Source organism: Stackebrandtia soli (genome assembly GCF_965137155.1).
Classification (GTDB): Bacteria; Actinomycetota; Actinomycetes; order Mycobacteriales; family Micromonosporaceae; genus Stackebrandtia; species Stackebrandtia soli.
In genome coordinates, this window is record NZ_CBCRZX010000012.1 from 25,250 (window position 1) to 38,042 (window position 12,793).

At 67.7% G+C, this 12,793-nt stretch carries 13 protein-coding genes; 11 read left to right on the top strand and 2 right to left on the bottom strand.

Annotation, left to right across the window (positions count from 1 at the left end):
- Position 1 precedes the first annotated feature (1 nt).
- The 9 genes from ACM9NP_RS09710 to ACM9NP_RS09750 all read left to right on the top strand — a co-directional run bounded on the left by ACM9NP_RS09710 (position 2) and on the right by ACM9NP_RS09750 (position 8,677).
- Positions 2–2,557, top strand: coding sequence for an ATP-binding protein (locus tag ACM9NP_RS09710; RefSeq protein WP_415646306.1), 2,556 nt, complete (start codon positions 2–4; stop codon positions 2,555–2,557).
- Positions 2,554–3,228, top strand: a complete 675-nt coding sequence (locus ACM9NP_RS09715; protein ID WP_415646307.1) for a response regulator — start codon at positions 2,554–2,556, stop codon at positions 3,226–3,228. Before ACM9NP_RS09710 ends, ACM9NP_RS09715 begins: the two co-directional genes overlap by 4 nt.
- Positions 3,229–3,425: 197 nt before the next feature.
- A complete protein-coding gene (locus tag ACM9NP_RS09720) occupies positions 3,426–4,331 on the top strand; it encodes a C39 family peptidase (RefSeq protein WP_415646308.1) in 906 nt (301 codons plus the stop codon).
- 288 nt (positions 4,332–4,619) lie between these two features.
- Positions 4,620–5,300, top strand: a complete 681-nt coding sequence (locus ACM9NP_RS09725; RefSeq protein ID WP_415646309.1) for a DUF1707 SHOCT-like domain-containing protein — start codon at positions 4,620–4,622, stop codon at positions 5,298–5,300.
- Positions 5,301–5,379: 79 nt separating this feature from the next.
- Complete coding sequence (locus ACM9NP_RS09730) at positions 5,380–5,988, top strand: chloramphenicol phosphotransferase CPT family protein (RefSeq protein WP_415646310.1); 609 nt, start codon at positions 5,380–5,382, stop codon at positions 5,986–5,988.
- Positions 5,989–6,028: 40 nt separating this feature from the next.
- Complete coding sequence (locus ACM9NP_RS09735; protein WP_415646311.1) at positions 6,029–6,439, top strand: RidA family protein; 411 nt, start codon at positions 6,029–6,031, stop codon at positions 6,437–6,439.
- Positions 6,440–6,932: 493 nt separating this feature from the next.
- Positions 6,933–7,241 carry a hypothetical protein gene (locus ACM9NP_RS09740; protein WP_415646312.1) on the top strand — a complete coding sequence of 103 codons (309 nt, stop codon included), beginning with the start codon at positions 6,933–6,935 and terminating at the stop codon, positions 7,239–7,241.
- Between the two features lie 15 nt (positions 7,242–7,256).
- Complete coding sequence (locus ACM9NP_RS09745; protein WP_415646313.1) at positions 7,257–7,775, top strand: SigE family RNA polymerase sigma factor; 519 nt, start codon at positions 7,257–7,259, stop codon at positions 7,773–7,775.
- Entirely contained in the window at positions 7,772–8,677 is a 906-nt protein-coding gene (locus ACM9NP_RS09750) for a hypothetical protein (RefSeq protein ID WP_415646314.1), read from the top strand. The genes ACM9NP_RS09745 and ACM9NP_RS09750 overlap by 4 nt, the downstream gene beginning before the upstream one ends.
- A gap of 139 nt (positions 8,678–8,816) precedes the next feature.
- Here ACM9NP_RS09750 and ACM9NP_RS09755 read toward each other — a convergent pair whose 3' ends face one another.
- Both ACM9NP_RS09755 and ACM9NP_RS09760 read right to left on the bottom strand, forming a co-directional pair.
- Positions 8,817–10,076 (bottom strand): MFS transporter, encoded by a 1,260-nt coding sequence (locus ACM9NP_RS09755; RefSeq protein ID WP_415646315.1) that lies wholly within the window; start codon positions 10,074–10,076, stop codon positions 8,817–8,819.
- A gap of 237 nt (positions 10,077–10,313) precedes the next feature.
- Positions 10,314–10,802, bottom strand: coding sequence for a hypothetical protein (locus ACM9NP_RS09760; RefSeq protein WP_415646316.1), 489 nt, complete (start codon positions 10,800–10,802; stop codon positions 10,314–10,316).
- Between the two features lie 132 nt (positions 10,803–10,934).
- Between ACM9NP_RS09760 and ACM9NP_RS09765 the strand changes: the two genes are divergently transcribed.
- Both ACM9NP_RS09765 and ACM9NP_RS09770 read left to right on the top strand, forming a co-directional pair.
- Complete coding sequence (locus tag ACM9NP_RS09765) at positions 10,935–12,101, top strand: sensor histidine kinase (protein WP_415646317.1); 1,167 nt, start codon at positions 10,935–10,937, stop codon at positions 12,099–12,101.
- Positions 12,098–12,760, top strand: a complete 663-nt coding sequence (locus tag ACM9NP_RS09770) for a response regulator (RefSeq protein ID WP_415646318.1) — start codon at positions 12,098–12,100, stop codon at positions 12,758–12,760. The genes ACM9NP_RS09765 and ACM9NP_RS09770 overlap by 4 nt, the downstream gene beginning before the upstream one ends.
- Positions 12,761–12,793: the final 33 nt, after the last annotated feature.

The following is a 12,793-nucleotide window of genomic DNA, read 5'->3' on the forward strand; positions in this document are numbered from 1 at the left end:
AGTGGCGACACGTGGGGTCTTGCGGATCTATCTCGGGGCGGCGCCAGGCGTCGGGAAGACGTACGCGGCGCTCGCGGAGGCTCATCGGCGGATCGAGCGCGGCACCGACGTCGTGGTCGGCTTCGTGGAGACGCACGGCCGGGCCGCGACGGCTCGACTGGTGGAGGACCTCGAGGTCGTGCCGCGTCGGACCGCGACGTATCGGGGCTCCACATTCGAGGAATTCGATGTCGACGCGACCCTGCGTCGACGTCCCGAAGTGGCCATCGTGGACGAGTTGGCGCACACGAACGTTCCCGGTTCCCCCAACGAGAAGCGCTGGCAGGACATCGACGACCTGCTCAGCGCCGGAATCGACGTCATCTCGACCGTCAACATCCAGCACCTCGAGTCGCTCAACGACGTGGTCGCCTCGATCACCGGCGTGCCGCAGCGCGAGACCGTCCCGGATGAGGTGGTGCGGCGAGCGGACCAGGTCGAACTGGCGGACATGGCGCCCGAGGCGCTGCGTCGCCGCATGGTCCACGGGAACATCTACCCACCGGGGAAGATCGACGCGGCCCTGTCCAACTACTTCCGCGTCGGGAATCTCACCGCGCTAAGGGAACTGGCGCTGCTGTGGCTCGCCGACAAGGTCGAGGCGCAGCTGTCGAAGTACCGCCATGACAAGGACATCGACGCGACGTGGGAGTCGCGCGAGCGGGTCGTCGTGGCGTTGTCCGGCGGCGTCGAGGGCGACACCCTGATCCGAAGGGCGAGCCGGATCGCGGCGCGCAGCGGCGGCGCGGACCTGAAAGCCGTCTACGTCACCGGCGGCGACGGTTTGGCCCTGTCGAAGCACACGAACCACCTCGCGCGGCAGCGATCGCTCGTCGAGAGCATGGGCGGCACCTTTCACGAGGTGATCGGCGACGACGTTCCCGACGCGCTGCTGGAGTTCGCTCGCGGCGTCAACGCGACCCAGCTCGTCCTCGGGGCATCGCGACGTGGTCGCCTCGCCCGCCTGTTCGCGCAGGGTGTCGGGGTGACCACCTCGGCGCGGTCGGGATCGATCGATGTCCACCTCGTGCCGCATGAGCGGGTCGCGACCGGGCGCCGAGTCCGCGCCAACAAGCCGGTCCTCAGCAGGAGACGCCGCGTCGCCGCCTATCTGATGACCGTGTTCGGACTACCTCTCCTGATCGCGGCGCTGCGGCCGTTCGGCGAGGATCTGTCCCTGTCGAGCGTGATCCTCGTCGTCCTGACGGCGATCATGGCCATCGCGTTGACCGGCGGTGTCATGCCCGCGCTCCTCGCGGCGGTCGGCGGATTCATTCTGATGAATCTGTTCTTCACCACGCCGTACCACACCCTGGTCGTGTCCGACCGGGAACAGTTGTTCGCGTTGTTCGTGTTCGTGCTGCTCGCGATAGCCGGCGCGACCCTCGTCAACCTGTCGGCGCGACGCGCGCGCGCGGCCGCCCGGGCTGCCGCCGAGGCGCACACATTGGCCGGTCTCGCGGGCTCCGTCCTTCGTGGCGGCAATCGGCTCCCGGACCTGTTGGAACAGTTGCGGTCGACGTTCACACTGTCCTCTGTGACCTTCTTCGAGCGGGACGAGGGCACCGCGGGACCGGACGAACGGCATGACCCGAAGGCGTGGCGGGTGGTCGCGGCGGCGGGGTCGACACGCTGCGCCAGCCCGGGTGACGCCGATGTGGACATCCCGATCGGTGACGACCTGGCGTTGGCGCTGTCGGGCCGAACCTTGGAGGCGGCGGATCGCCGCATCGTCGAGGCGTTCGCGGTGCACGCCGCCGCCGCGCTGCGCCAGAATCGACTCACCGAACAGGCGTCGACGGTGCGACGACTCTCCGAGACCGACAAGATGCGCACGGCCCTTCTGGCGGCCGTGTCCCATGACCTGCGCACCCCGCTGGCGTCGGCGAAGGCGTCGTTGGCGGGTCTACGGGATCGGCACGGCCGGTACAGCGCGGCGCAACGAGACGAGTTGCTGGAGACTGCCGACGAATCGCTCAACCGGCTGGACCGACTCGTGTCGAACCTGCTCGACATGAGTCGTCTTCAAGCGGATTCCCTTGGGGTGCACAGGGTTCCGATCGGATTCGAGGAGGCCGTCCCGCCCGCCTTGGAGGAGCTCGGCCCGGAGGCCCGCGACGTCCGTCTGAGCATCCCGGACGATCTGCCGGTCGTCTCGGCCGACCCGGGCCTGCTGGAGCGGATCCTCGTCAACGTCATCGGCAACGCCCTGCGGTTCAGTCCGGAGGACGAGCCGCCGTTGGTGACGGCGAGCGCGCACGGCGGCCTGGTCGAGCTGCGGGTCATCGACTCCGGGCCGGGGGTCTCGGGTGAGGATCAAGACCTGATCTTCACCCCGTTTCAGCGGCTCGGAGATAGGGACACCACGAGCGGAGTCGGACTGGGCCTGGCGTTGTCCCGGGGACTGGCGGAGGCGATGGGCGGCACTCTGACGGTGGAGCAGACTCCCGGTGGTGGTCTGACGATGGTGCTGGCGCTACCGGACGGTTCGGCGCCCAGTCGAAAGGAGACGATGTGACGACGATCCTGGTGGTCGACGACGACCCGCAGATCCGGCGGGCGCTGCGCATCAACCTGGCGGCGCACGGCTACGACGTCGTCGTCGCGGCGGACGGTTCGAGCGCGTTGCGGGCCGCCACCTCGATGAACCCCGACCTCGTCATCCTCGACCTCGGATTGCCCGATATGGATGGTGTCGAGGTCGTCGCGGGCCTGCGCGGTTGGACACGGGTTCCAGTGCTGGTGCTGTCGGGTCGCGCGGCGAGCGCCGACAAGATCCGGGCCCTCGACGTCGGCGCGGACGACTACGTCACGAAGCCGTTCGATGTCGGCGAGCTGCTGGCCCGGGTGCGAGCGGCCACCCGGAGGGCGGGCGTCGGTGAGGACCTTCCCCGGGTCACGATCGGCCCGAGCGTCGTCGATCTGGCGGCGCGGACGGTCACTCGCGACGGCGAGCCGGTGCGGCTGACGCCGACGGAGTGGCAGGTGCTGGAGATCCTGCTGCGGAACCCTGGTCGGCTGATCAGTCAACGCCAGTTGCTGCACGACGTCTGGGGGCCGACCTACGATCGCGAGACGAACTACCTGCGGCAGTATCTCGCGCAGTTGCGCCGGAAGCTCGAGAGCGACCCCGCGCGTCCCGAGCACCTGCTGACCGAACCGGGAATGGGGTATCGGTTCCGGCCGTGATCGGACCTCGTTTCGGTAGTCGATACGGAAGCGTTGGCGCCGTGGCTACTTCGATTTCGAATACTACGAAATCGTGGTAATGTGATCGACCATCATCGATGTCTTGGTGCGCGTCACCGGTCCAGACCCGGCACTCGACGCCCGCGAACGCGCGGTCGACCACCGGTGGCGCGACCCCTAGAACAGAGGAGAACGACATGACCGACGTCGTTTCGGCCCGCCCGTGCCGCCGACTAGCCAGGCGCGCCCTGATAATCGTCGCCACCATCGCAACCGCGCTGTTCGCGCTACCCGCCACCGCCCACGCCGGGCACCCCGCCACCGTCGGCAACACCGACGGCGACGGGCTCAACATCCGCCAAGCACCGACGACCGCCTCCTCCCCCGTCGGTCTCGCGCAGACCGGTGACGTCATCGACGTGACCTGCCAGGCGTACGGGCAGTGGGTCACCAACACCCGCGGCTTCAGCTCGAACCTGTGGGACTACTCCTCCGACGACGGCGGCTATCTCGCCGACGCGTACATGAACACCGGCTACGACGGTCGGATCCCCGGCGTCCCCGAGTGCGACGACGCCCCACCGCCCGGCGGCGACATCACGCCGCTGCAACAGAACCAGGGCCAGTTCACGCAGTGGGAGGACTGTGGACCGACGAGCGTCGTCGCGGCCCTGTTGGCGCTCGGCATCACGCCGCACGGTTGGAACACGTCGACGGTCGAATCGATCCACCGTGCCCGCGAGGACATGGGCTTGGCGCGCAACGTCAAGACCGGCGGCACGAACGAGACCCAGGTGAATCGCGCGTTCGCCACCTATGGACTGTCCACATACACCAGCTGGAATCTGGACACGATCCTCGCTCACGTGCGCTCGGGACGACCCGTGGTCCTTGCCGGCAACACGATCGACCTGCCGTGGCCGGTCAACGTCGCGAGCCCGAACGGGGTGCCGCACTTCCTCACCGTCGCCGGTTACGACGGCAACGGCGGATACCTCGTCGTCGACCCGATCGCCGTCAACAACACCGTGAAGGTCGCGAGCCGGGCCACCCTGGCAGCGTTCTTCGACCACAACCTCGGCCGAGCGGGCGTGCTCGCCTAACCCGCGACATCCGCCTCCCAAGCCCGTCCGTCCCTTTTGCCTTGGTTGGCCAAACACCTCCGCTTGGTTGGGTAAATATCGGAAACAGGCCTGTTTTCGCAATTTGCCCAACCAAGCGGCACCTTTGCCCAACCAAGCGGAACTCCCGATCGGCGCGGGTGGTCCGCGGCTGTCCGCGGGTGGTCCGCGGGTGGTTCGCCGCCGGTCCGTGGGTGGTAGGTGGGCGGTCCGTTTGATGACCGCCTTCGTCGAGGCGGAGGCGGGTGGGCCTTGGCTATCCTCGATCTCATGACTGACACGCCCGGCGCCCCCGTACCCAACGATCGGATCCGCGTTTCCGACGCCGACCGCAACGCGGTCGCGGAACTGTTGCAGCGGGCGGCATCCGAGGGCCGTCTGACGCTCTCCGAGTTCAGCGAGCGCACGACCGCGGCGTACGCGGCGGTGACACGTGGAGACCTGACCGGTTTGACGGCGGACCTGCCGGACGGGGTTCCGCCGCCGAGGTCGGCCGCCTCGTCCGCGGTGGCACCCGCGCACAGCGGCTTCGGTCGGCAGTCGTCGAGCGCCGACCGCCAGGGCGAGCGCAGATACATGTCCATCATGGGCGATTCCAAGGAGCGGTTGCAGGGTTCGATCCCCGGGAACCTGAAAGCGATCTGCGTCATGGGCGATCTGACGATCGACCTGCGCGACGCGATCATCCCCGACAACGAGGTGGTCATCAGCGGCTACGTGGTGATGGGAGACCTGCGGATCATCGTCCCCGACGGCATCGCCGTGCACAACGACGGCATGCAGATCATGGGCGACGCCCGAGTGCGGACGAGCGGCGTCGCCGCTTCGCCCAACGGACCGACGGTCAGGGTGAGGGTGACCACGGTGATGGGCGATCTGCGCGTCAGCGACGACACGCACCACTCGACCCGCAAACGCGGCCCCTGGCACCGCTGGGGCGGCGGCCGCTAACCACACCGCGCAGGTCTCCCCATCTCACTTCTCAGGCCTGGGACGACGGAACAGCCTCTAGGCTGAGCCGGGGGGTCTGATGAATCACGTCATAATGCTCAACGGCACGTCGAGTTCCGGCAAGACGACGCTCGCTCGGGCCATGCAGGACATCGCCGGGGTGCCGTATCTGTACACGGGTTTCGACGCGTGCGCGAAACTGATGCCGCCACCGTGGTCGGCCTTTGGCGAGGGTGAGCACGCCGTCGACGGCTTCTACTTCGAATCCGGCTTCGACGCCGAGGATCGGCCGACGGTCCGCGTCCGATATGGAGAGGTCGGCTCGCGGGTGATCCGCGCCCACCAGCGTTCGGTGGCGGCGTTGCCGTCGATCGGCGATTCCGTCCTCATTGACGAGATGCTGCTCGGGCCGGAGATCCTCGCCGGTTGGCTCCACTCTCTGGCGAACGCGCGCGTGTACCTGGTGGGCGTCCGCTGTCCGGTCGAGGTGCTCGATCAGCGGGAGGCGCTGCGGGACAATCGCCCGATCGGTCTCGCCCGTGGCCAACTCGCGACCGTGCACGAGCATCGGCGGTACGACATCGAGGTCGACACGAGCGAACCCGGGACTCCGGTCGATCGCGCCCGACGAATCCTCGAGCACTGTGCCACCAACGACCCGGCCGCGTTCGAGCTGTTGAGCCTGTGACGTCCGGGCGGCATTGGATCGCGACCGGCATACTGCACGGATGAGCGACGACGAGATCCCGGGCATCGAATTCGGTGGCATCGACGAGACGACGGACGCCGGTCCCGACACGTCCGACGAGGCGAACGACGAACGGCTGATCACGATCGCCGCCATCGGCCCGTACGGTGACGACGGACGTCTCGTCGGAGTCGGCGACGTCGAAGCCCAAGCGCGGCAGGCGTTCGCGAACGTGACCAGTTTGCTGGCGGCCGAAGGTGTCGGGCTCGACGACATCATCAAACTGACGTACTACGTCGCCGACGAGGGCGGACTGCCGTTGGTGACGGCGATCCGTGACGCCTTCGTGGACGGTCGCGTCATCGCCGGGACCTTCGCGGCCGTCACCACGCTGTCCGCCCCGGATGTCCTCGTCGAGGTCGACGTCTTCGCGATCCGCAAGAGTTCCTGATCCACCGGGCGCCGGTCCTCCGAGTCGTCCTTGGTTGAGCGGGGAGTCCGACACCCCATTATGGATTTTGGGGCGCCTCAGACGGAGACGGGGTTCCCTCCATAGGAGAAGTACGTCCCCGTCACCACCGGCGAGTCGTCGCGCTCCCGTCGCTACCGCGACCTCGGCTGGATCTGGGCGCCGTCGGGGAGTCCGAAATGAGCCGCCCCAGGCGATCCGGACCGGACGATCTGGTCGTGGTCGACCCTCGGCCGCGAGATCAGATCCCTCGACTGTGGATCCTGGTAGAGGAAAGGCGCCCGATCCTCCCTGGTGTGAGCGCAGAGCAGACGCCACGCGGCACGCGGCACGCGGCACGCGGCAATACGTCGACACGTCGACCGATCCGAAGCAGCTCGCCTGACCCGGTTGCCCACATGCCTCGGCGACCCGAGACCTCACACCGGGCATGGACCTCGATCGTTTCAGGACAGACCGCGCCCGTGAGTCCACCATGGATATTCTGGAAGAGACCATCGAACTCCCGCGCGTCAGACGCGGCTCGAAGTCACTCCGATACCGAGGCGCCTTCCGCCATCGGACACCGCAACGCGAGTTCATCAGCGGGCGGGGTGCCTGCATTGAGGGAGCCATGCCCGGCTGCGGTTCGACCGTCACCGGCGCGTTCGTCACCGGCGCGTTCGCGATCGGCGCCGAAGAAAACATCACGAGCCGGGCGTCCGGAACGACGGTTGAGTCCGTCTATGGGCTGTCCCGTCGTCTCATCGCGGACGACGGGACAGCCTCTAGAGGCCGACAGTAGAGATAAGGAGGCCAAATGCGGCCAAGCCAGGAAGCCGAGTATCGCGAGTTCGTGGCTTCGAACATGGCGTCCCTGCGGCGTTTCGGATACCTGGTGTGCGGCGACTGGCATCGCGCCGAGGACGCGGTGCAGACCGTCTTCGTCAAGCTTTACACCGACTGGAACAAGGCGCAGCGACGGGCGATCGGCCCGTACTCGCGCCGGATGGTCGTCAACGCGCTGCATGACATCCATAGACGTGGATGGTTCCGCCGGGAGAGAACCAAGGAGGCCGTTCCCGACGTCGCACCGCCGCTTCCCACCGATGACAGTGACGAGCGCATCGTCCTGCTCGACGCCTTGGCGAAGCTTCCGGTGAGACGACGAGCGACCCTCGTCCTGCGGTACTGGGAGGACCACACCGTCGAGGAGACCGCCCAGATCATGGGTTGTTCGGTCTCCACGGTGAAGAGCCAGACCGCCAAGGCGTTGCGGACACTGCGCGAACTACTACCCGATCCCGTCCACGAGCACCTCGAAGGAGTCCCGTCATGACCGACGTCAAAGACATCCTGGGCAAGACCCTGCCCGCCGACGAACCACCCCTCACTATGGACCCACAGCGTCTGCTCGCACGGGGGCAGCGACGGCACCTGAAGCGGCGCATCGGTTTCGCGGGCGGGGGCCTCGCCGTCATCGCCGCCGCGACGGCTGGGGTGCTGCTGTTGCCGAACCTCGCTCCGGCCGCGACCACCGACACCGCGGCCGATTCGACGACCGAGGAGGCCACCGAACCACCCACGATGGACCCCACGCGCGGCCCCGAGGTGGAAGTTGACCCACCGGGCCCCGACTTGACCGAACACACCGAAATGCTGCGCACCGGCTTCGCCGAGAACTATCCCAACCTCGTGTTCGGGGAGCCGTACTTCGAGCCAGAACGCGAGCCATTCGCGTTGGCGGAGATCGAGCAGCAGGATCCCACCGATTGGGAGATCCCGTACAGCGGCGGGGCGTCCATCGAAGACACTGACGGCGCGCGCATCGGTGACGTCTTCGTCGAGCTGTACGAGCCGGGCGGATGGACGGACGAACCCGTCGAAATGAGCCGCTGGGCATTCCACGTCATGCCGGGGAACGTCTACTCCTGCTGGGAGAGCGCGGATGTGGGCATCTTCACCGAATGCTCCGATTCGACCGGTCCCGGCGGGGAGGAGGTCGTCATGATCGTTCAGGAGAAGGGCCATTCGCGCGATGACATCGACGAAGTCTCCGTCGGCGCCATCATCTTCCGCACCGACGGGACGGCGCTCAAGGGGTATTTCGAGTGCTCCTCCGGTGATGAGGACGAAGAGTCCTCCGCCGCGAGTTGCTCGGCGGACACCATGGATGCGGACGTCTTCGCGGAGATCCTGATGGGTCTGCCGGAGGTGCCCATCACCGACGGCGAAGACTGACGAACACGCGCGCCTCGGCATCCACACGACAACCCTGATCAATCCGAAGAGGACGTATATTCATCCATAATGGTGTGATCACCCCTTGGGCCGAGTTCACCGCTCGGCCCATCGGCCTGCGCGAACGAACCGTCGAACGCTATCGGAGTCCCGGACCGGCCCGGCCGCCGCGAAGCCGCGCGAACACCAGCGCCGCCGGAACCAGGAGGCCCGCGGACACGAGCAGCGCCACCGGAATGGACGTCCGCCCGGCCAAGGCGCCGAGCGGCGGTCCGCCCGCGATCTGGCCGATCCCGTTGAACTGACTGTTGATGGACAGGACCGTGGCACGCGTCCCGGAGTCGACGGAACGGTTGAGCCACGCCGCTTGGATCGGTTCGGAGACGACCCGCGCGGCGTCCCGGATCCACACGGCACCGACGGCGAACCACAGGTTCCCGGACAACGCCAACCCTGCGATGCCCCCGGCCTGCACGATTACCAGTACCGCGAGCAGTGCCCCAGGGTGCGCGGCGTTCACCGCCACGGGGCTGAGCCGCTGCGTCACGACGCTCGCGACCAAGGCGACGAGGTGACCGATGAGCGCGAACACCGTGAACCAGACCGCCGACGCGGCGCCGAAGGCCGACGGGAGGGCGAAGTCCTCCAGAATCCTCGCCGTCCACAAGCGATCGAACGCCTCGCTGGACAACCCCGACAGCAGGCTGATCAACAGAAACGAACGGACGACCGGTCGACGTCTCGCCTGAGCGAGCCCCGCCGTGAACGAAGCGCGCATGTGCGCGAAGGACTCCCGCCGTTCCGGCCGTACGGGCGTGAAATTGCGTTCTTCCATGATCACCGCCAGAACCACGGCGAGCGCCGCGAAGCCGACGCCCGCGACCAGCAGCGGCAACCGCAGCGAGACGATGCCGAGGGCGCCCGCCGCCAGGGTCCCGACAAAGGTGAAGACCAAGCCGATCTGGGTGCCACGCGTGAACAACGGCAGGACGTGTTCCGGGCCGGCCTCGTCGGTGATCCACGCCTCGACCGCGCCGGACGTGAACGCGAAGCCGATCCCCCACACGACCTGGGCCGCGAGAATCCACCAGAACGCGGGCACCGCGCCCTGAACGACGATCCCGGCTCCGATGAGGACGAATCCGATGATGATGGACAGTTTGCGGGAGTACAGGTCCGCGACGACGCCCGTCGGAACCTCCGCCAGGAAGCAGGTCAGCTCCATGACGGTGCCGACGACGATGAGCTGGAACGGCGTCAGGCCCGCGACCTGGAGTTGATAGACGAGGGCGAGGGTGAAGGCCATGGCGTGGAAGAAGTCCCACCCCGCCGCCAGCACGTAGTAGCCGCGGCGAGGCGTGGACCAACCACGCGCCAACCGAAGCAATCTCATCACCATGGCCCGTAACCCTCCCTCAGAAAACGCGCCAGTTAAACACGTGGCCCCGGCCGAGACCAGCCATTATCGATCGCGGGTCCTCTCCCCCACCTACCCCGCTTGGTTGGGCAAAAGTTCCGCTTGGTTGGGCAAAAGTTCCGCTTGGTTGGGCAAATGTTCGAAACAGGCGTGTTTTCGCAATTTGCCCAACCAAGCGAGACGTTTGACCAACCAAGCGGAGTGGGGTAGGGAGGGGAGTCAGGTGTCGGCGGCGGTTCGTCGGGTGATCTTGCTCAAGCCCCAGGCGATGAGGCCCGTGACCGCGCCGATGATGACGCCGGTGAACAGGCTGGAGACGGCGGCGAAGAACCGGATGATGGCGGCCTGCGCGGCCGGGTCGAGGTCGGTCAGATTTCCACCCAGTCGGGGCGGGTCGTCACCGAAGCCGACGTCCCACAGCAACTGGTGTCCAACCGTCAGGAACACCCCGGAGAGCGCCCCGATGACGAGGAGGGTGACGAACGGCTTGGGGACTCGTCGCCAGAGCGCGACGGCGACCCACACCGCCGGCGGCACGAAGACGAGCACGGCATTGGTGCCGGTGCCCTCCTCGATGAGACCGAGATCGTGCAGGACGACGCGCGGGATCGCCAACATCGCCAGCCCGATCACGACCGCCCACGGGAGGCCGGGAAAGCGGGCTCGACGCGCGTCGAGGGTGCTGAGCTCCGTGTTCGAAGGTTCCATGACGACCACGGTATGAACGACGACGGTCGGCTGGCATCCGTCGCCGATCGCGCGTCTCGTACGTCGAAAGGCGACATGGACTCGCGCTTCGCGTCGACTGCGACCTGCGGCGGCCCGCCCTAGTCTGGTCGAATGAACGCCCGATCGAGCGGTGACGGAAAGCGGAGGTCCCTCCCTCCGTGGGTGGTCGACGCCGTGTTCGGCGCCGCCGTGACCGCAACCGTCGCGTTCGTCATCAGCGCGAACTACGGCGGTGACAACGATCCCGACGCCGTCGCCTACCTGTGGGCGGTCGGGCTGGGCGCGTTGATGTCGGCGCGGCGCCGATACCCCCTGATCGTCTTGACGGTCACCGTCCTCGGCCTGTTCGCGTACTACGCGGCCGGTTATCCCGCGATCGGGGTGGCGGTGCCGGTCGCGGCGGCCCTGTACTCGGCGGCGGAGTTCGGTCGGCTCGCATGGACGGTCGGCATGGCGGTGTTCGTTCTCGCGACGAGCGTGTTCTTCCGTTTGGCGGAGGGCGACGACTTCTCGCTGGTCGTCGGCTACGAGCTCGCCGGGCACGCGCTGCTCATGGCGGCGGCGATCGCTCTCGGAGACAGTGTCCGCTCCCGGCGCCTGGCCACCACGAGCGCCCGGCGGGTGATCGCCCTCACCGCCGAGCGGCTTCGGCGCGACGCGGAGACGGCGGTCCAGGCCGAACGTGTCGCGATCGCCCGGGACCTGCACGATTCGGTCGGGCACGCGACGTCGGTGATCTCGTTGCACGCGGACGTCGCCCGGGAGGCCGTCGGCCGAGACGACGCGGCGGCGGTGGGCGCCCTGATCGTCATCAAGAACGCCACGGCCACGACGATGGCCGACCTTCGTCGCACCGTGGGTCTACTGCGGACTCCGACCGACGGGACGCGGACGGTCAGTTCGTTGGACAACGTCGACGCGACGTTCCGGGCGGCGTCTCGGTCGGGGATCGAGGTCACGTCCGACATTCGCCTGGCACGTCGACTGCCGCCCACCGTGGACACGGCCGCGTTCCGAATCGTCCAGGAGTCCATCACCAATCTCGTCAAGCATTCGACCGCCACCCGGGTCCACGTCGAGGCGGTGGCCGACGACGAGACCTTGCGACTGAGCATCATCGATGATGGACGGTCGTCGACCGGTGCCGCGTTCACTCCGGGCCACGGCGTGACGGGCATGCGGGAACGGGCGGCGGCGGTCGGTGGCACGCTCGAGATCGGGCCCGGACGGGACGGTTTCGCCGTCCGGGCGATCCTGCCGTTGGGAGACGAACCGTGATCAATGTCCTCATAGTGGACGACCAGGAGCTCGTGCGAACGGGTCTGCGCGCGCTGCTGTCGAACGATCCCGGCATCCACGTCGCCGACGAGGCGCGCACCGGGGGCGAGGCGGTCACCTTGGCGCGCAGGCTTCGTCCGGACGTCGTCCTCATGGACATTCGCATGCCCGACATGGACGGCATCGAGGCCACCCGATCGATCAGGGCCGATCCGAACCTCGCCGGGGTCCGCGTCCTGATACTGACCACTTTCGACGATGACGCCGACATCCTGGAGGCCGTCCGACTAGGGGCGGCGGGGTACCTCCTGAAGGACACTCCCTCGGACGAGTTGCGCCGCGCCGTCCACACCGTCGCGGCCGGCGGCAATCTGTTGTCGCCGGAGATCGCTCGCCGTGTCATGGAGCATGTCGCGCACGCGCCACCACCGCCCACACCGGATCCCCGCCTGGCGGAGTTGACGGAGCGCGAACTCGCGGTCCTCGTGCGCATCGGCCACGGCGACACCAACAGCGACATCGCGGCGGTCCTGTTCATCAGCCCCGCGACGGCGCGAACGTACGTGAGCCGCATCCTCGCCAAGCTCGGCGCACGGGACCGCACCGAGCTGGCCGTCATCGCCCACCGTTCCGGCCTGTATCGCGCCGCCGATGACTGACGTCAACGATGCCTCGGGAGTGGACGGTCCCAC